The organism is Paenibacillus sp. W2I17, from assembly GCF_030815985.1.
Lineage (GTDB): Bacteria > Bacillota > Bacilli > Paenibacillales > Paenibacillaceae > Paenibacillus.
This window is the reverse complement of record NZ_JAUSXM010000001.1, coordinates 403,831-426,133: the sequence shown is the minus strand read 5'-3', so window position 1 is coordinate 426,133 and position 22,303 is coordinate 403,831. Positions and strand designations below refer to the sequence as shown.

The following is a 22,303-nucleotide window of genomic DNA, read 5'->3' as shown; positions in this document are numbered from 1 at the left end:
ACTTATTATATATCGGTCAGTAGAGAGGAATTGTTAAAAGGTCGATCAAAATGTATACGGAGGATTCTTTCGTTTCCACGATCTGTTGAATGAACATCCGCAATTTCAATAGCTGATCTTCCTCGTTGGTGACATCACAATGTTGATCCGACCACGTAAGAAGCTTTATTTCTCCATCTACAGTAATTTTCCAGCTATCATCATTAACGGAGCATAAAAAGGGGATGCCATAAGTCATGAGCATGACTGAGGACATCCCTTATTAAAGTTATTTTATTCTAATGAACCTGGCACATGCTATTCGCTCTGATTTGCACAGGTCTGTGGTGTAACGAATCACAGAGACGTTATTTCGTCGATTGGGTCGATTTTTAGGTTCTGACACCCTGATATGATGAAATAACATTACTGAGGTTCGTTTAAGTTTGCCATTCACATCGAATCTACCTATTAATACGCGTCAGATTCGTTAGCGCTTTGAGTGAGGAGGAAACTCACTTTTGGAGCGGCCCATTACTTGTGCATTAATAACTGTTCGACGTACTCAACGCAAGTTCGTTTATTTTAACTTCCGGGTTACTTACCACCTGTTGAATCATGGAAATAAAGTGTTTTTGAATCTGTTCAACGGTAGATGGGTCGTACACATTGGCATTGTACATCAATATGATCTTCATATTTTCATGAGGCTTGATGATCAAAGTAAAATCAAAACTATTGTGTTCTGTACCCCCAACATTCATAATCTCAAGCGGTGTTTCACCTTTCTGACCCAGACTCTCCATTCGGTTCTCTACCGGGAAGTTCTGATATACAACAACATGGTTAATCAGAGATTGTTTTTGCTTGGTCAGATTTTGAATATCATATAACGAATACGTATCATATGCATGTGACTCCACAGCTTGAGCCTGATTTCTTTTCATTAAAGATATAAATGACTCATCGGCCTGAGCCTGGATACGAACAGGAATTGCATTAATAAATAATCCAATCATACTTTCGATCCCAGGAATGACAGGCGGTCTGCCCGATACAACACTTCCGAATACAACATCGTTGCTCTCATTGTATTGCTGCAACAATACACCCCAGACCGTCTGCACTAACGTATGGAGAGTAACATGCTGCTGTTCCGCAATCTGTTTCATTTGCTCGATTAGTACATCATCCAAATAACAGTTTAACGTTCTGGAATCCTGTCTTTCATGTTTCGGTTTGATTTTTTCTCCAGGCAGTTTCGTTTGTCCCTCATAACCATCCAGGTAATGACTCCAATACGTTATTGCACCTTGATGATCTTGCTGTTCCAGCCATTCAATGAATTGACTATACGGTGTTAATAGAGTCACTTGAGGCTTTCTATTTTCCCGAATCGCAAAATAATTTTCAAATATCTCTTTGCTAACCAGAGACATACACCAGCCGTCCATCAAAATATGGTGAAAACTCCATATGACGCGGTATTCCTCAGGCTTTGTTCGTAAAACAGACATACGTATTAGCGAATCTCGTTGTAAGTCAAATCCTCTTGCCTTGTCCTGCTCGATATACTCGTCAACATACGTTTTACATTGCAGCTCACTTGTGCCAGCTACAACTTCATAGTTAAATTCAAATTTCTTCTCTTGATACACGATTTGAAGAGGGATGTCCACAAAATCACTGTAAAAATTAGTTCTTAATATCGCATGCCTTTGCATTAATTGATCCAAACTTTGCGCAAAAGAGGTAACATCCAAATCTCCACGCATATCAAACATGATTTGTACAAAGTAAGCGCCAGAAATTGGATTCCGTTCACTTTCGTACAGCATTTCCTTCTGTAATGGTGTAAGTGGGTACACATTTTCGATTCGACCGATGTGCCCCGTGTGTTCCACGATTTGATCCAATTGATCAATGGTTAATGACTTGCATGAAATATCACTTGGCGTCAGCTCGGTTTGTTCCATCGTTACACAATGTTCAACGACTCTATTAAGACCTTCCTTATAGAGAAAAGCCAATTGCTCCATCGTTTCCCGGCGATATTGTTTTGAACTATAGTTAATGGACAGCGACAACCGCCCCTCTGTAACAATGCCATTGATATTAAGCACAAAAGGTCTTTTGTTGTTTTCACTTACAGATGGCCCGCTGGAATAAGGCGAAAATTTAATGCCATCTTGGCCCGAATCCTGATTCACCTGTCCCATATAGTTGAAACTAATTTCGGGATTTTTCTCTAACTTGAATCCTTCATTTCCATGTGACAAATACCTCGAAATCCCGTAACCAATGCCCTTGGTTGGGATCTGGCGCAGTCCTTCCTTGACGGTCTTAATCTTCCTTGATAAGTCAGCCCCGGACTCCATCGTAATCATAACGGGGTACATACTCGTAAACCATCCCACTGTACGCGTAATGTCCAGCTCTGACAGGATGTCTTCTCTACCATGCCCTTCCAGATTTACGAGCATTTCTCCCATGCCTGTCCAATCATGAACAGCCATTCCTAATGCCGTTAGCAATATATCATTAATTTCCGTATGGTACGCATGATGTGTTCGCTTTAATAATTGCTCGGTTTCCGCTGCGGTCCAATGAATGGTGAGCGTTTCACTATCTTTGCCAATCGTCTCATCACAATCCATATCTTTAGGCAGCGGGCTTAGCTGGGCCTGCTCCACACGACTCCAGTATAGATTCTCTTGCTTCATCGCCGGGCTGTCTGCAAATGTAGACAATTGTTCTGCCCATTGTTTAAACGAGGTCGTTTTTTGAGGAAGCCGGATTTCTTCACCTCTTAAGAACTGTTCTTGCCCTGTCTGAATATCTTCATATAAAATACGCCATGATACCCCGTCTACCAACAAATGATGGATGGCAATAAGCAGGTGATCCCCTTCAGCACATTGGAACAACCCAAGTTTGATCAAAGGTCCGTGAGACAGATCCATACCACTCTGAATTTCTTTTGCTTTATTTTCAATGAACGATGCAGGGTCTGCTTCTGTTTTGAGGTCAACGATTTCAAGGCTGTATAATCCATCTTCGTCTGCCCTTCGATTCCACGCTTCATATCCGCCTTCAGGCGCTTGTCGATAAAGGATACGTAGAGCATCATGCTGTTTAACGATCTTATCCATGATGCTGTGAATAAAGTGAACATCAAACCCTTTTTCACGAAAGAACATCATTTCCTGATTGTAATGATGTGCGTCCACCATATTTTGATCAAAGAACCAGCGCTGAACAGGTGTCAGCATCACTTGTCCCGTAACTTCCCCTTGGTCAGAAATAGTGCTTACGGATGTAACGTGTTCACTCAACTCCGCTACTGTCGGATAGGTGAAGAAATGCTTCATTTCCACTTTATACCCTGCTTGAAGCAGTCGTGAGGAAACTTGAATACATTTAATCGAATCACCCCCGAGTTCAAAGAAATGATCTGATGTGCTAATCTTTTGAACACCAAGCACAGCTTCCCAGGCAGAGACGATCGCTTGTTCTACAGCGTTCTGCGGCGCCATATACTCGGTCCCTTTTTGCATATGTTCTTGTGGAGATGGCAATGCCTTACGGTCAACCTTCCCATTGGAAGTTAACGGTATATGCTCTAATTGAACAAAATAAGACGGGATCATATAATCCGGAATTTCATGAGATAATGCCATTCTGATTTTCTTCGCTGTCAGTGAGCTGTCGCCTTTCCAATACGCACACAACTGCTTCGAACCATCCTCATGCTCACGGGCAATAACGACCGCTTCCTGAATGGAGTTTATTTGCAATAGCGCAGTTTCCACTTCGCCAAGCTCAATTCGGTAACCGCGAATTTTCACTTGATGATCGATTCGTCCCAGATATTCAATATTTCCATCCGGCAGCCATCTTGCAGCATCTCCTGTGCGATACATTTTCCCTTCTGTAATCCAGGGGTGATCAACAAATTTCTCTGCGGTTAAATCAGGCCGGTTCAGATAACCTCTGGCAAGGCCCTCACCTGCTACAACTAATTCTCCCTGAACACCGATCGGTTGAATGCGTTGATGTTTATCCAGAATATAGGTCTGCAACGTCGGGATTGGTTTTCCAATATTGCTCTTTCCAGCATGTATTTCAATGTCGGTTATTTCCTTATACGTTACATGAACCGTTGTTTCGGTTATCCCATACATATTAATTAACTGGATAAATGGATATTTCAGCTTCCATTCCTTCAATAACACGGGATTGAGGGCTTCTCCTCCAAAAATCACTTTTCTTAATTTCAGATCTGCTGCATGACCTGCCAGTTCTTCCTGAAGAAGATGATAGAAATACGTTGGCGTTTGATTCAATATCGTCACTTGCTCGTTTTTTAACAATTGTAGAAATTGTTCCGGACTTTTTGCCGTCATTTGAGGTACGATAACCAGTTTTCCGCCATAGAGCAATGCTCCGTACATTTCCCATACCGAAAAATCAAAACAAAAGGAATGGAATAATGTCCATGTATCTGATGCATTAAAATCAAACAAGTTTTTACTGTTGAACAACAATCGCACCACATTTTTATGTTCAATACATGTCCCTTTTGGTTTACCTGTTGTTCCTGAGGTATAAATTACATATGCCAGGCCTGTTGGTGCAGTAGTAATTCCCAAATTGGAATGACCTTCATGATAGGACTCAGGTAGATCCAGGCAAACGACCTCTCCTGCAAAAGAGACACGTTCTTGCAAATGACTTTGCATTAATAATACATGTACACCCGAATCCTCAAGCATGTAGTTTATACGATCCTCTGGATATTCAGGATCAATCGGCACGTATGCGCCACCCGCTTTCAAAATCGCAAGGATTCCTACAACCATGTCTAGCGAACGATCAGCGATGATCCCGATTAACTGATCATTTTGAATGCCTATAGCCTTCAGCGTTCTTGCTAATTGGTTGGCTTTCTCGTTCAGCGCTTGATAGGTGAAATGTTGATCCTCGAAAACAACCGCAACGTGTTCAGGAGTTCTTGCCGCTTGTTCCTCAAACAGTCCATGAATCGTCTTGTCCATTGGGTATTCAGCCATAGAATCATTAAACTGTTCCAAAATTTGTGTTTTCTCCTGTGTTGTAGTCAAGTCAATGTCATGGATCGGAATATTCGGATTGTTGACCACTTGCTCCAACATCTGAATCAAGTGACCTTGAATGCGTTCTACGCTTGCCCGATCATAGACGTTAGCATTGTAATAGAACATACATTTCATGGATTGGCCTGGTTTAATAATCAGGTTAAAGTCATAGTTCGTTTGTTCATCTGCTTCTACATTCGTAATCCGAAGAGCTGTCTCCTCCTGATCCCCAAACTGTTCCATAATGCCCTGTACAGGATAATTCTCGAATATCAGGATATGATCAATCAAATTTTGCTTTTGCGATGTTTCCGCTTGAATCTCGTATAACGGATACGTGTCATGTGGATGCGAAGCGACAGCATGTTCCTGATTCCGCTTCATAATCGCTGCAAATGTCTCGTTACCTCGAGTCTGAACGCGTACAGGAATGGTATTAATGAATAAACCAATGATTCTCTCAACTCCAACAATCCCCGCAGGTCTGCCCGACACTACGCTTCCGAATACGACATCCTCACTTCCGTTATATATCTGTAGCAACATTCCCCAGGCTGTCTGCATGAACGTATTCAGCGTCACCTGATTCTGACTGGCCACTTGTGCGATTTGTCCGGTTAATTCCTGACTTAATGTACAAATCATATGCTCTGAATGATATTCATCACTCTTCGTAATTGAATGTTCTTTTGGCAGAGTGGTCTGCTCATCATAACCTTGCAAATAGTCACTCCAGTATTTCAGAGACTCTTCATGATCTTGGTTGTCCAGCCATTCAATATAGTGTTTATATGGAATCGTACTCTTTGCCTCCAGTTTTCGTTGTTCCTGAATAGCAAAGTATCCATCAAACAACTCCTGGATTACAAGAGACAGGCACCAGCCATCCATCAAAATATGATGATAATTCCAAATGAAACGATAGGTTTGGTCATGCGTTTGCAAGATCGAAATACGCATTAACACATCCTGAGACAGGTCGAAACCTTTTATTTTATCTGCTCTTGTATATTCTGCCACGTATGCTTCACGATCTTCTTCATTCATCTCACGCAAATCTTCGTATATTAGCCCATTCCGTTTATGACGGTATACCACTTGCAGGGGTCCATTCTTCCATTTGCTATGAAAATTTGTTCTGAGAATCGAATTACGCTGCATCAACTGATCCAGACTCTTCGTAAAAGCTTCCACGTCTAACGAACCATGAAGATCCAGCGTGGTTTGAAGGAAATACGCTTCCGATTTTGAATGAAGCAAATGATGAAAGAACATCCCATTTTGCATCGGTGACAAAGCATATATATCTTCGATTTCACCAATGTGTTCCGATTCTTGAACATATCCTTCTAATTCTTCAATGGTAATTCCTTTTAACGTTAGATCACTTGGTGTACATTCCGGCTTCTCTTTTGTCACACAATGCATCACGATTTCTTGCAGATGATCTCTAAAATATTTTCCCACTCGCTCTATCGTTTCTTTTTGATATTGTGTGTGACTATACCGAAGTGACAACGTCAATTTGCCTTCCACAATTAAGGCATTCATATCGATAAGAACATTTCTTCTGTGATTGTCGCTTGCTGTTGCTCCGCCTGGATAGGGAGAGATCTGCATCCCGCTATTCTGAAGATCCTGATCAAATTGACCCAAATAGTTAAAACTAATTTCAGGATTCAAGGTAAAGGGCGTTTCTTGCTGATGTGCACTTAAATATCGTAAAATACCATAACCAATCCCTTTTTTAGGGATTTGACGAATCATTTCTTTGTTTGTTTTGATGAAAAGAGACATATTTGAACTTGCTTCCATATCAAGTACAACCGGATACTGGCTCGTAAACCATCCGATCGTTCGTGTAATATCGAGATCCGGTAAAATTTGTTCTCTTCCATGTCCCTCCAGATTGACCAGCACTTTATCCATGCCCGTCCATTGGTGAATAGACATGCCTAATGCATGGAGCAGCAAATCGCTAATCTCCGTTTTATACGCACGATTCGCTTGTTTTAATAATTGTTCCGTTTCTGCCGCTGACCATTCTATCGTGATCTCTTCACTGTCTTTTTCCAGTGCATGATCCGCTTCGAAATCTGTAGGTAACGGTTTATAGGTTGCTTGTTCAATTTCATTCCAATAGGCTAGCTCTTGCGTTATCGCATCACTGTTCGCATACAACTGAAGCTGTTCTGCCCATAATTGGAATGAAGCCGTTTTTTGCGGTAGTTGAATCGATTCTCCCTCACTTAATTGTTCATATCCTCTCGATAGATCTTCAATCAAAATTCGCCATGAAACCCCGTCGATGACGAGGTGATGAATAACGATGAGTAAATGATCTCCGTCTGCACATTGAAATACGCCCAGCTTCATCAAGGGTCCACGTTCCAAAGTGAACGTGCTTTGCATTTCATTTGCCTTCTTCTCGATTTCTTGAGACGGATCTGCTAATGACTTGAAGTCCATCACTTCAAGTGTATATAAGGAATCCCTTGCCAACCCTTCATTCCACGCTTCATAACCCTGTTCTGTAAGGCGATATACTGTACGAAGTGCATCATGATGCTCACTCAATTTATCGAATACACGGCGAAGTGTGACTTCATGAAAACCTTCTTTCCGATACAACATCACGGACTGATTATAATGATGGGCGTCCACCTTGTATTGCTCAAAAAACCAATGCTGAATTGGAGTCAGCATCACTTTTCCAGTGATGATTCCCTGTTCTGACAGGGTACTTATGGGTTGGACATAGGGAATCAAGCTTGCTATGGTTGGATTTTTAAACAAATGATCCATCTGCACCTGGTAACCTGCTTGATATAACCTCGAAGAAACTTGAATGGATTTAATCGAATCTCCTCCAAGCTCGAAGAAATTATCCAAAATCCCTATGTTCTCTACCCCAAGTACCTCTTCCCAGATCGATACAAGTTGTTGTTCCACCATCGTTCGGGGTGCTTCGTACTCCATGCCCTTCAACATATGTTCTTTGGGAGCAGGCAAAGCTTTGCGATCGATTTTCCCGTTAGACGTGAGCGGCATCTGATCCAGCTGTACAAAATAGGACGGAATCATGTAGTTTGGCAGCTCCTGGGACAGCGCCTCCCGCAGTTCCCCGATCGTGATTGCATCCTCTCCTACCAGGTACGCACATAATTGTTTGGTTCCCGTTTCATCTTCTCTGGCTATGACGATGGCCTCTTTTATCTGGGTACTATTTAGAAGAGCCTTCTCCACTTCACCAAGTTCAATCCGGTGTCCACGAATTTTCTCTTGATGATCCACCCTTCCTATATACTCTATGTTCCCATCGGGCAGCCATCTTGCGAAGTCACCTGTCTTGTACATTTTTGCTTCCGAAACAAATGGATCATCCACGAATTTCTCCGCAGTCAGATCTGGACGGTTCAAGTAACCTCTGGATAGCCCTGCTCCGGCTACACATAATTCTCCCTGAACTCCAATAGGCTGCAATTCATTCCGTTCTCCTAAAATGTAGACTCTATTGTTCGCAATAGGCTTCCCGATTGAGATATTTTGATCTGCCGACTTGATCGACAGAACTGTGGATACAACACTATTTTCGGTTGGACCGTATTCATTACACACTTCGATGCGTGGATTGATTCGCTGCAATTTGTGTATTAAGGCAGGAACAATCTTCTCTCCCGCAGCCACCACATTTTTCATGGATGCCCAATCTTCCACGCTTACTTGTTCCAATAGGGTCATCAAGAAACTGGGTGGACTTTGGATGTGTGTGATTTGCTGTTTTTTGACCATCGTATTGATGGCCACAGCATCTTTACACTGTTGCTGGTTTAACAAGTACACTGTCGAGCCAGATATTATCGGACCAAAGAAATGAGTAATAAATGAATCAAAAACGAAAGGATTCAGCATTAATACCCGATCATCTCCGGTAAAATGATAAAAATCCGATTTCCATTGCAGGGAATTCACAATGCTGGCATGTTCAATCATTACGCCTTTGGGATGGCCTGTTGTTCCAGACGTGTAGATCATGTATGCCAAATCACTGGAGATCGCTCCATCTTCCAAATTTAAATGATGATCATGGTGATTTATTTCAGAATCCAGTATGACACATGTCCCTGCAAAATGTTCCGGCTTCTGTATATGACTTTGATGCAGCAACCAAGCCACTTTTGAATCCTCAAGGATATAGTGAATACGATCTGCCGGATATTCCGGATCGATTGGGACATAAGCCCCGCCAGCTTTTAGAATACCGAATAAACCTACGATCATCTCAAGTGAGCGCTCTGCCATAATGCCAACGAACTGACCCGCCTGCACCCCCTTAGCTTGAAGCAATCGGGCCAATTGGTTGGATTTTTGATTTAACTCTCTGTACGTTAACTGTCTATTCTCAAATACGACTGCCGGATGGTCCGGTGTTCGTTCCACCTGTTCTTCAAATAATTGATGCATCGTCTTGTTCTGTGGATACCCCACGCTTGTATCGTTAAAGTCATATAACAGCTTGTTTCGATGAAACTCCGATAACATATCGACATGACTTAACTCCAAATCAGGTTGGTTCAGCACAACGGATAACAATTGGTCAAGATGCTCTACAATTTGAACCATATAATCGCGATCATAACGATCATCATCATAAACTAATCTTAACTGAATGGAGTCGTGCTCCAGATCAAAGTGGAACATTGTCGCCGCTTTTACGTTATTTTCATCAAGGGCAGGATGAATTTCATTCAACGAAACCAAGGTAGGAATCAGAGGTACATGGTTCGAATCATACTGAACATTTAAACGTTCAACCATTTTTCTGAAAGGGATTCGTTGATGCTGAATGGCTTCGGTTAAACAGGTCTTCACTTGATTAAATACGGACTTGAATGACATCACATGATTGATATTATTTTTTAAGACAAGAACCTTATTCGAGAGCGATAGATCATTGTTCTTTTCTTCCATCGTTGGTATGCCAATAATCATCTTGGTTTCATTCGTGTATTTATATAACAGACACTGAACTCCCGTTAATAAGATCGTATATATCGCCATAGGAGCATTTCGTGACATGGACTTGATTTTATATGAAACATCGGCTGACAAAGACTTATATATATCATTCTGGTGCTGCGTATCGTCTGGCTGTTTGGAGGTTGTCTTGCAATAAGGCAAATGAACAAGATGATCATCATCTTCAAATCGGCTTGCCCAATACGATTCCTGTTTCTTAAAAATAGACATACGGCACCCCGATCACATTTATATTTTTAGTTATTTTAGAAATCTACTTCAATTAGATCAGCCAGCGTATCCCCATCTATTAATTCTTCAACCAATTGAATCTTGTTGATTTCAATATGAGGGTCTTTGGCAATGGTTGTTAATATGACCAACAGATTTTGTGACATCGCTTCAATCGTTGTTTTCTCAAATAAAATCGTACTGTATTCAAAGGCCACTTCTAACTTGTGTTGCAATTCGGTAACATACAACGTTAAATCGAATTTGGATACTCTCGTGTTTGGTGCATAAGGCTTACAGGTTACTCCATCCATCTGAATCTCTGAAGCATCTGTATTCTGCAATACAAACATGGTGTCAAACAACGGATTCCGCCGAGCATCTTTGGTTACATTTACTTTCTCAATCAATTCTTCAAACGGATAATCCTGATTCTCATAAGCGTTCAACATATTTTCTTTCACTTCCAGCAGATACTCCGTGAATGTTTTATCCGCGGCAGGATAATTGCGAATAGCCAGTGTATTCACGAACATCCCCATGACCGGCTCCAGCTCAGCATGTGTCCTGCCTGCAATCGGCGTGCCTACAATGATATCTTCTTGCCCGCTGTATTTAGATAATAGAATCGTATAGGCGGCTAATAGAATCATATATAACGTTGTTCCTGTCCGTACTTCCATGTTCCTTAAGCCTGGAAGAATGTCTTCCTCCAAAACAATGTCCAATACATCTCCCGCATAGCTTAGCGTTTCAGGTCTTTCATAGTCTGTTGGCAGATCCAATAGCGGGATACTCTCACCAAACACAGTAAGCCAATACTTCTCCTGCTTTTTCATCCACTCACTATGAAGTTGCATTTGCTGCCATTCAGCATAGTCCTTATACTGAATTCGAAGAGGAGATAGCTCCTCTCCCTTATAGAACTGGCTAAGTTCAGTCATCAGAAGATGTACGGATAGTCCGTCTGCAATAATATGGTGCAGATCTACCAGCAATACATGACGCTCCTGCTGAAGTTCAATAAGTCCCACCCTCATAAGAGGTGCTTGCCCGAGATCAAATGTGCGAACAAACTGTTCAATTCGATCTTCGATCTCTACTTCCGTTGACTCGATCAATTCAATTCCAAAGTTCACTTTAGGGTATACGATCTGTTTCGGTTCTCCGTGTATGACTTTGAATCCAGTCCGAAGCGATTCATGACGATGAATCAATTGTTGGAATGCTTCTTCCAATTTGATCCGATCAAGCGATCCCTCCAGCATAAACATACCTGACATGTTGTACATGAGTTCCTTGCCGGCTTTGATGCTCATGATGTACATTCTCATTTGCGCTGAAGAAATAGGATAATATTCTTTTTCCTCCACTTGAGGAATGGACACTAATACTTCCTGTTCCATTTGTTCAATAGATTGAGCCATCTGTTCAATGGTCTGCCATTCAAAGACGTTTCTTACCGATATGTGGATATTCAGCTTTTGATTGATTTTGGCGGCCAGCTTGGTCGCACGTAAAGAGTTGCCTCCTACATCAAAAAAACTGTCTTTTACACTGATTTTTTTCACGGCAAGCACATCCTGCCAAATAGGCAGCAACTGTTTTTCCACCCCAGTTCGGGGTTCTATATATGCACTTCCCGTTTGTATGTTTTCTTCTGGACTCGGAAGCGAATTGCGATCGATTTTCCCGTTCGATGTCAGAGGCATGTGATCCAATGGTATAAAGTAGGCTGGTACCATGTAATTCGGCAACACCTTAGAGAGGCTTTGTTTTAACTCTCCCACCGTCAGCGTGGAATCCGCTGTAAAGTATGCACATAACGATTTGTCCCCGTAATCATCCTCATGTGCGATGACGATAACTTCTTTCACACACTCTAGATCTAACAGTGCTGCTTCGACCTCTCCTACTTCGATCCGATATCCGCGAATCTTAATTTGGTGATCCATTCTTCCCAAATACTCGATATGGCCATCGGGAAGCCATTTCACCAAATCTCCCGTTTTGTACATTGTCGCTCCCTGGACATACGGATCACTTACAAATTTTTCTGCTGTCAGCTCAGGTAAATTCAAGTATCCTCTACCAACCCCATCGCCAGAGATACATAATTCCCCTACGACGCCTACAGGCTGAACTTTGCCATGTTTGTTCAATACATACAGGCGATTATTTCCTAATGTTCGACCAATCGGTAGGTGAGCTCGTTGATTCGCTGTATCCAGGTGTTCTGGAAGTACACGGTATGTCGCAACATCCACACAACATTCTGTTGGACCGTACACATTAACTATGGTTGGAGGCGTTATATGATTGCGAGCAAATAATGATGTGATTTCATTTACACTTTGCTGAGAAAGAGCTTCACCACCAATGAGCATATATTTTAGCGATATGCCTTGAACGTTTTTTGCCTTCGATAGTAATTTCAGGTGTGCAGGCGTACCGTCCGTCAAATCAATTTGGTGGTGCTGATAATAATTCATTAAATCTTGTCCATCCAGTACCGTGTCTTTGTCTACAATAAACAAAGCATGTCCTGAAAGCAGTGCGCCAAAAATCTGCTTCACAGATGCATCGAAATAGTAAGGCGCAAGTAGAGCGACATGCATGCTGCTATGCTGATCATCTATAACTTGACTGTACAACGCTTTAACCAAGTGATGAACCTGACGATGTTCGATCATCACACCTTTTGGCATGCCTGTTGTGCCTGAAGTATAGATCACATAAGCCAACTGCTCTGAATTCCCTGCCGGTTCCATATTCGACAGATTAGCTGCGTAGGTTTCTTTATCATTCAAATCAATGATTTGGCCATTGAATGATACCAACTGCTTCAAATGCTTTTGCGTGACTAACAACGTTGCCCCTGAATCATGCAGGATGTACCGGATACGCTCTTCAGGAGAATCCGGATCAATCGGTACATACGCCCCGCCTGCTTTTAGAATGCCAAAGATGCCAACGATCATCTCAATCGAACGATCTGTCAGAATACCTACAAATTGATCCTGCTGCACTCCCGCAGCTCTAAGCGTATATGCCAACTGATTCGCCCGTTCATTCAATTGACGATACGTCCATTGCTCATCTCCAAAAGCGACGGCTAATTGATCGGGTGTCCGTTCCACTTGTGCTTCGAATAACTCCTGAATGGTCCGATCCCGGGAATATTCTATGTTGGTATCATTAAAGTCATATAAAAGAACGTGCTGCTCATGTTCAGACAGCATTTGAATATCGGACAAGGCAATATCAGGTTCGATCACAATGTCTCTGAGGATGTTGAACAGATGTGTTTTCATTCTGTCGATGGTATCCCGTTCAAACAGCTCCGTCTTGTAATTAAAGTGCATTTCCAGACACTCATTATCATCCTCAACGATGAACATCAGATCATATAACGATACACCGACATTTAATTCTCTAACTTTAAAGCTGCAATCCTGTTCTTGCCGTTGATTCAACGCGGTATTTAAGAAGATATACATCGTATTGAAAAGTGCTGTCCCGGTTGTATCCCGATGTGTGTTTAAATTCTCTACAAGGTTGTCAAAAAGATAGTCCTGGTTCTCCAATGCATCCAGGGATTGTTTTTTAATTTCCTCAAGATAGGATCGAAATGACTTATTCCCCACCGGCTGTGATCGAATCGCTACCGTCTGGATAAAGACACCTATCATATTCTCGACATCCGGATGGTTTCTTCCTGATGTTGGCGTGCCTACAATCATATCTTCTTGATCCGTATATTGATGAAGCAGCACATTATACGCTGCCAATAACACCATAAACATCGTAGTTCCCGTTTGTTTCGCAAGCTTCTCCAGCGACTGCTTCAAGTGTGCGTCCAACACAAATGACAATCTAGAACCTGCCGAAGTCAAATGAGGTGTCCGAACAAAATCAGTAGGCAGATTAAGGTTCGGGAGTTCTCCTTTGAATTGATCCAGCCAATATTTTTCTTGCTGCTTATAAGACTCCCCCACCTGAAATTCTTTCTGCCAAGCTGTAAAGTCTTTGTATTCAATCTCAATTTCCGACATGTTTCTTCCGTCATACACATCGATCAGTTCATTCGCAAGAATGCCAACGGAATATCCGTCCGATATAATATGATGCATCTCGATGAGAATCTCTGCATGATCATCGTTTACACGAATGAATTCGGCACGTATTAATGGCGCCTTGGAGCAATCAAATGGTTTGGCAAACGTCTTAACATGTTGTTCGAATGAAGCAGAGTTTGCCTGAGATCGTTTCACTTCAAAATCAATCGTTGGAGCAATACGCTGGTAAAGCTCTCCATCCATCAGATGGAAACTGGTGCGAAAAGCTTCGTGACGGTGCACGATTTGTTCCAATGACGAAATCAATTTAGCTTCATCGATATTTCCTGTGACCGTAATATGGCCGCACATGTTCTGAAACACACTATTCGGCTCAAATTGATCCAAAAAGTAGATCCGCTGTTGTGCAGATGATGTCTCATAGAATTCCTTGACGTCCAATGCCTTAATCGGAATGAATGTTTCCTCGTTCTCGCCTGTAATCAGACTGGCAAGCTGCTTCAGACGTTGGTTTTGGAAGAATTGAACAATTGAAATTTTATGTTGAAACTGCTCATGTACCTTGGATAGCATTACTGTCGCCTTGAGCGAGTTACCTCCGAGATCAAAAAAGTGATCATGTCTCCCCACTTGATCGAGGGATAATACGTCCTCCCAGATCAAGGCCAGCTTTTTCTCCACGTCATTGACTGGAGACTCGAATATGGCTGCATGATTAACGTGAGGAAGACGCTCCGTAACAAACCGATTATATATTTCCTGTAATTGGTCCTGTTGCTCGGATGAGAACAACGTCAAAGACGAGATTTCAGCCTCTGGATGACTCACCATTTTTTGCAGCAAATCCTTAAATCCTTCAGACCACAATTTCATCATCTCAGGTCCAATAAGCTCGGTATTGTAATCAAAATCCAGGTACAATTCATGGCTAACATCCGTAATATTAAGAAATAAATCGTAAGAAATATGTTTGATCGGATACGACATGAATTCAGTCTTGATATTTTCAAATTGAAGATGATGAATCGTTCTGTCCATATTGAATAAAATCCGGGTATCCGGTGCAGTCATATGAGCAAGCTGTTCGGATACGAGGGTCAATGGAACATGCTGATGCTTCATGACTAGAGCCAGCGTTTCCTTGAGCTGAAGAACATGGTCTACAACGGATTGTTTCGTTAACAAGGCATGATGAACAGGTATAATGTTGACACAGTTGCCAATCAGTGCATTTTTTCGCATATGAGACTGACCCGCTGTAGGCACGCCGATGACAAGGTGAGACTGCCCTGTTAGTTGATGCAAATATAAATGAAACGCTGCAAACATCGTTACAAACAAACTGCTCTTATTATTGATGCTTAATGTTCGCAAAGACTCTGTTAATTGATGATCCAGCTTGATGGAATACCTTTCACCAGAATATCCCCTGGGCACATCATCGGACGGTACCGTTGGAAGTGAAATGTTGGGATAGGTTAAGGAAAATTGTTCTTTCCAGAACTGAATCCCTTGGGTAAATGAGCCTTTTTCATGTTCAAGTCGTTGCCATCTTAAATACTCACGGAATGGAGTGGCTTCAGGTAATTGAACCGGAACTCCTCGGAAAAGAGCAGAATAGGTATGTTCCAACTCTTGGATGAATACAGCAATCGACCAGCCATCTACAACAATATGATGAAATGTCAGCACCATAAGGTATTGATCGGCTGCCTTTTTAAGCAAGGTGATTCTAAATAGAGGTTCCCCAGACTGTAAATCGAAGGCTTCATTTGCATCGGCAGATAACCAATTGGAAATTTCCCGTTCTTGATCCTCACCCGCATATGCCGAGAAATCCAACCGTGTACATTGAAATTCCATTACGGATCTGATTTGTTGTGTTTCACGATCGGCATGAATGACTGTTCTCAGGGCTTCATGACGCTGTGCGATCTGATTCACGGCCTGATCCAGTGCGGAAGGCTTTATTCCACCTGTCATTTTTAAAATAACACTCTGATTTAATGCAGCATTCGCATCTTCCCCATGTAATGAAGTTAACAATAATTGTTTTTGCTCTAAAGAGAGCGGATATTCCGAAACAGGCGATTCACCAGGGATAAACCCCCATTCGCGTAGTTCATAGATCGTCTCTTTCACGATTCTGATTATCGTATCCATGTCACCCATGGAATGCACAGTCGATATAAAACAGTTACGGCCTTCCCAAATATATAAACCTTTATAAATTAAATGGTAGAAGAATAATTCCATATCTCCAAATGATATAAATCGAAATAAAGATCCATAGTTCACCATTTGCATCGGTACATTCGCTGTTTTGAAAAACGCATTTAATTCTTTTACAAGATAATCTGTTTTTTCATTTAATTCCTTATATAAGGTTTCTGCTTCAGATTGAAGATACTGTAGTACCGTTAACATCACTCTCATCGTAAGAGGGTGTGTACAGAAGGTTCCACCGACAAACGTTTTCTTATCTGCATCGGAAGGGTAAGAATCATCACCAAAGTTCCAGGTTCCACCATCTACCGGATTCATAAATTCAGCTTTACCCGCGACTATACCAATAGGCAGCCCGCCACCGACCACTTTCCCATACGTAACCAAATCTGCTTGAACCCCAAACCAATCCTGTGCTCCACCCAGACCAATTCTAAATCCAGTGATGACTTCATCGAAAATAAGTGCAATGCCAAACTGTTTCGTGATCTCTCTAAGTTCCCGTAAGAATTGTGTTGGCTGCATATCAGGTCTTCGACTTTGCACCGGCTCTACAAGTACAGCAGCCAATTCATCACCCAGGTTCTGAATCATATCCAGGGATTGCGGAAGGTTATAATTAAGAATAATCAAATCATCCATTGAGCTTTGTGCAATACCAGGAGCCATAGGCAGCGCAGACGATAAAGCATCCCCAGGATTCGCTACACCCAACACGCCATCATGTGTACCGTGGTAAGATCCTGAAAATAATACAACTTTGGAACGCCCCGTTGCTGCCCTCGCTAAACGAAGTGCAACCATGACAGCTTCTGTTCCTGAATTATAAAATGCGACACGCTCTACACCCGTTAGCTCGGAAATTTTAGCTGCGACATCTCCTGCCAAGTCTGACATAGGGCCCAATGGAGGCAATTGTTCCTGGAGGCTGTCTGCTATTACATTTTGAATAAATGCTGGATTATGACCAAATAGATTTACTCCAAATCCCATCGTCAGATCCAAATACTCATTCCCATCCATATCCCATAGCTTAGATCCCTCTGCACGCGTTGAAATGATGGGATACACCATTTCCTTCCAATACGAACGAAATCCGGATACATTGCGATTATTCGCATGAACCAAACGTGTTTGGCCTGTTTTTAATTTGGAGCCTTTGGTTCTTGCGGTATACTTTGTTACAAATTGTTCAACATACTGGTTCTGAAGCGGTGATAATCCGCTCTCTTCATGAATTTTCAACGATTGATACGGTATAAAAGGTTTTTTTTCTTCCTTCGATTCCGAATCCGGTTGGATCTTTTTGGTTGGTTTGGTTTCATGATGTTTCATCTCCAAAAGAGGCGATTGAACAGCATTCATTTGGTCGCCTAACAGCACATTCAAACTTTTTAATTGGGACTCCATGAGCTGAATGGCAGACATCACAATTTGTTCCGACACATTCCCTGATGATTTTGCCGTGTTTATATTGTTCACAGATGCCAGATTTTGTTGTTCAGTATGCTCCTGAACTTTTTGATTGTTTATATTTTCAGATACATCATTATGCTTTATATTCTCTGACACATATTTAACTAAGGAATTAATATTTGTAAGGGTTTCAAAAAACATTTCCATCGGGATATCCAAGCGGAACAGCTCTGAGATCTCCTTCTGAATTTGCACAAGAATGATGGAATCCAATCCCATTTGGAGAAAATGAGCTTGATGATCCAGCTCTTCCAACTTCAAACCAGATGCACGACTGATGCTTGTTTTAATCTTTAATTCAATATCGTTTGTATTCATCTCCATTTGAACCTCATTCCTCTCTGACCTTTGTCCCGCTGGTATCGTATGTTTGACTTCAATCCAACACCGCTTCTGCTCAAATGGATATAGAGGCAATGGAATTTTCCGAATGACTTCATGATTATAAAACCTTTCCCAATCAATCACTGCCCCCAGTGTATATAACTGACCGAGTTCATTTAAAGATTCTGCCTTTCCCCGAGCATAGAGATGATCGCTACCAAGCGTTTTGTCTTTTTTGGCATAACCAAAATAAACATTTGGCAGTTTACCCTCACCGCTTGCAATTCGTTTCAATTTTTCATGTAATTCTTGTGTACTCGTGACTACGATGGCAAGCCGATAATCCAGATTAGCCCTTCCCGTACTGGCTGTATAACAGATTTGTTGAATGGAAATATCCGTGTGATCGGTTAGATATTCATGATACGTTCTGACCAATTCATCCAGCGCCCGTTCCGTGGCAGCAGACAGAACAAATAAATGAGGCTCTTGGGACATTCTTTTATCTACGGTTGGGGAAGGAACATATTCTTCGAGAACCACATGCGCATTCGTGCCACTGAAACCAAAAGAACTAACCCCGCATCGCAAAGGACTCTCTTTTTCACCAAAAGCCATTAACTCCTGATTCACATAAAAAGGTGAAGCTTCAAACTTAAGCAGGGGATTAGGCTTGTTAAAGTGAACCAATGGTGGAATCTTTCTATGTTGAAACATAAGAATAGATTTAATTAATCCAGCGATCCCCGCCGCTTCAAAACCATGTCCAATGTTAGCTTTGGCAGATCCGATTGCACAAAATTGTTTCCGATCCGTATATTTCTCAAAAGCTTTACGCAAAGCATTGAACTCAACCGGATCACCTAATTTTGTCCCTGTTCCATGTGCTTCAATAAAGTTAAGCATATCAGGAGAAATGCCGGCTTCTTTCCATGCCTGTTCGATCACATTGGTCTGTGACTCCGGGTTAGGTGCTGTGATTCCTACCGTCTTGCCATCCTGATTAATCGCACTTCCCTTAATCACACCATAGATATGATCCCCGTCCTTAATCGCTTGCTGCATTGGCTTCAACATGACCGACCCAACACCTTCGCCAAATCCCGTGCCGTTGGCATCTTCGCTAAACGTTCTCGTCAATGCATCTGGAGATTCCATATCCAGTCCGATACTTATCGGTAATAATGCCGTTCGAATGCCTCCTGCGATTGCCATTTCGCAGTCTCCAGCGAGCAATCCTTTACATGCCATGTGAACAGCAACAAGTGAGGAGGAACAAGCGGTGTCAATCGTTAAGGCCGGGCCTTTTAAATTCAAGAAATATGCAATTCTGCTCGCCAGTACAGATGGTAAATTTCCAATGATATAATTTTTGAGTTCTGCGGGGTAACTCGCCGTCACGAGCCGTTCGTAATCATACCCAACTTTGGAATACCCCACGTACACGCCCACATTTCTTCCATTGATTCCTTCCCCTGCATACCCAGCATCTTCAATCGTATGCCATGCCGTTTGCAAGAACATCCTTTGATTCGGGTCCATAAATTGTGCAGTTTTAGGGGTTATGCCAAAGAAAGAATAGTCGAATTGATCAATTTGATCCAAGTAACCACCCTTGATCCATTGAACTTCGCTCATTGCACTTCGCATGGATTGTATATAATCAGCTGCGTCTTTTATCCGACTTTCCGGGTAGTCCCGAATGTTATGCGTTCCATTTTCCAAAACACGCCAAAAATCGCTTGCATTTGATGCACCAGGGAGATTCAAAGACATACCGATAATAGCAATATCTTTGGATGGCGTATGATCCTCTTGAGTTTTGTTGACTTGCATGGTCTCGCTGTAGCCTCTAGCCAGATATGCTGCCAATTCAGTTATCGAGGGATAGGTAAAGAGGTCCGTAACAGCAAGCTCTTCTCCGTATTTTTGTTCTATACGTTCAGCAATTTGGGCCAGCTGTAATGAAGTTGCACCCATGTCAAAATAGCTATCCTCAAGTTCAACCTTTTTCCCAACCAGCACTTCAGAAAATAGTGAAGTTAATTCACTTTCTATGACTCGAACCGAAACAGCAGCCTTTCCTTTTGCCTTGTCATTGTCATTCTTGATCCAGTCATGGATGAATGCAGATTCTGTTGAGAATTTGCCTGCTTCATACTGCTTGGCTAACTGATACCGCTGGATTTTCCCACTTGTTGTTTTGGGTAATTTTTTGATGGGCAGTACCTCTTTGACACTCCATCCCCCATGTTTATATAGATGTCTTTTGATTTCTTTAACATGCGGCAAGAAGTGTTCGATCTTTTTTTTGTACACGACAAACACAATAATTTCTTCACTTTGACTATTCGAATCATACACACCACAAGCAGCAACTCTTCCGAGTTCAATATCATCTAATTGTATGGCGACACGTTCAATGTCATGGGGATATACATTTTTACCATTGATAAAGATAATGTCTTTTTCCCGCCCTGTTACAACCAGTTTTCCGTTCATGATGAAACCCAGATCTCCTGTATTCACCCATCCGTCGTGCGTTAATAACTTCTCCGTTGCTAGTGAATTGTTATAATAACCTTGGGTGACGTTATCCCCCTTGATTTGAATTTTTCCAATAACCAAATCGGGAACACTGTTCATTTCCTCATCGCAAATTCTAACATGGCAATAATCAATTGCTTCGCCAACGGCAACAAATGATGCCACATGTTCAGCATGTTTCTCGACTTCGATGACACGCTCCCCTAAGTTCAGATGATCCCGGTGAACGTACACCGCAGTAAATTCTTCTTCTACCTTGGGAAAGGAGACGGCAACAGAGGCCTCTGCTAATCCATATACGGTAAACATGGCTGTTTTCTTTAAGTGATATGCTGACAATACATTTAGGAATTCATCACACACTTCGGGTAATATAGGTTCCGCCCCATTATAAATGACTCGGACAGATGACAGATCCCATCCCTCCGCTTTGTCTTCGCGAAAGAAATTCAGGAAGTATTTATAACCAAAGTTAGGAGAAGACAGTATGGTTGCTTTGTGTTCATTTACTTTTTTCATCCATAGAATCGGTTTGCGAATAAATAATTCCGTTGGGAGCAAGTACTGATGAATTCCTGCCACGAGGGGTACGAGATGAAATCCAATCAAACCCATATCATGGGTAAGGGGCATCCAGGAGAGAAAACTATCGTTTGAACTAATTTGTGTGCCATTAATAGCAGCACAAGTATTATAAATCAGGTTTCGATGGGTGAGCATAACGCCTTTGGGATCACCGGTTGATCCAGAAGAGAATTGAATAAATGCCAAGTCATCAGACTGAGGTTCAACTAAATTATTAATAGAATCATAATGATATATGGTGTCTTGGATCATATCCGTTCTGACTTCTAATTGATGATGGAAATCAAACATGTCATGTTCCAAAACAAATCTCTTCATTTTATCCAGCACCTTCTCAGATGCAATCATGAAAGGGTTATTTAGCAAATTCCAAATACGGCATACTTTCAAGTTTTGTTCTTCATCTTCACCAATACTTACAGGGATAGGGATCATTCCACCGAGTATACAAGCCCAGAATGCGACTAAAAACCGTTTGTTTTCTTGAATCTGAAAAATAATCTCTTGTTTAGGTTTAATTCCGATGGCTTGTAGATAACCTAAATACCCTTGTGCCTCAGTAAATAATTGATGATAAGATATAAAAGTTTCTCGTTTGTCCGCATCGATAAAACGAATACCTCGGTCCGTTATTTTACCTCTGTCGCGGATAACATCCACTAGTGTTTGAAACTGATTAGTATACATATCTCTCCTCCAAATGAATCATCTCTAACAAGC

General features: G+C 41.8%; 2 protein-coding genes. Both read right to left on the bottom strand.

The features are described from left to right. Positions 1 to 524 precede the first annotated feature (524 nt). On the bottom strand, positions 525 to 10,346 hold the full coding sequence (locus QF041_RS01935) for a non-ribosomal peptide synthetase (protein WP_307411256.1): 9,822 nt from the start codon (positions 10,344 to 10,346) through the stop codon (positions 525 to 527). Between the two features lie 35 nt (positions 10,347 to 10,381). After that, on the bottom strand, positions 10,382 to 22,270 hold the full coding sequence (locus tag QF041_RS01930; protein WP_307411253.1) for a non-ribosomal peptide synthetase: 11,889 nt from the start codon (positions 22,268 to 22,270) through the stop codon (positions 10,382 to 10,384). Between the last annotated feature and the right edge of the window lie 33 nt (positions 22,271 to 22,303).